General features: G+C 70.4%; 1 protein-coding gene. It reads left to right on the forward strand.

Going from position 1 to position 950, the window contains the following annotated elements; translation table 11 throughout:
* The coding region (ruvB, locus tag OXS49_RS33350; RefSeq protein WP_267428771.1) for a Holliday junction branch migration DNA helicase RuvB at window positions 1-950 on the forward strand (950 nt) is incomplete at both ends.

Below are 950 nucleotides of genomic sequence, written 5' to 3' on the forward strand. Positions count from 1 at the left end.
GGACGTCGACCAGACGATCCGTCCGCTGATCCTGTCCGAGTTCATCGGCCAGCGCGCGGCCCGGGCCAACATGCAGATCTTCATCGAGGCCGCCCGCAAGACCGGGCAGGCGCTCGACCACGTGCTGTTCGTCGGGCCGCCCGGGCTCGGCAAGACGACGCTCGCCCAGATCGTCGCCCGCGAACTCGGGGTGAACTTCCGCTCCACCTCCGGGCCGGTCATCGCCAAGGCCGGCGATCTCGCCGCCCAGCTCACCAATCTCGACGAGCGCGATGTCCTGTTCATCGACGAGATCCACCGGCTCAACCCGGCGGTCGAGGAGATCCTCTACCCGGCCATGGAGGATTACCAGCTCGACCTGATCATCGGCGAGGGGCCGGCGGCGCGCTCGGTCAAGATCGAGCTGCCCAAGTTCACCCTGGTCGGCGCCACCACGCGCGCGGGCCTGCTGACCACGCCGCTGCGCGATCGGTTCGGCATCCCGATCCGGTTGGAATTCTACGAGATCGACGAGCTGGAGCAGATCGTGGCCCGCGGGGCGCGGGTGCTGGGGATCGGCATGTCGGCGGAGGGCGCCAACGAGATCGCAAGGCGGGCGCGCGGCACGCCGCGGATCGCGGGGCGTCTGCTGCGGCGGGTGCGGGACTTCGCGATCGTGGCGGAGGCCGGGACGGTGACGCGGGCGATCGCCGACCGCGCGCTGAAGCTGCTCGACGTCGACGAGGCGGGTCTCGACGTGATGGACCGCAAGTACCTGAGCCTGATCGCGCGCTCGTTCGGGGGCGGGCCTGTGGGGATCGAGACGATCGGGGCGGCGTTGTCGGAGCCGCGGGACGCGATCGAGGACATCATCGAGCCGTACCTGATCCAGCGCGGCTTCGTGCAGCGCACCCCCCGAGGGCGGGTTCTGACCCGGCACGCCTACACCCATATGGGGCTGGCCGTGCCCG

The organism is Methylobacterium sp. GC_Met_2 (genome assembly GCF_026540795.1).
GTDB lineage: Bacteria > Pseudomonadota > Alphaproteobacteria > Rhizobiales > Beijerinckiaceae > Methylobacterium.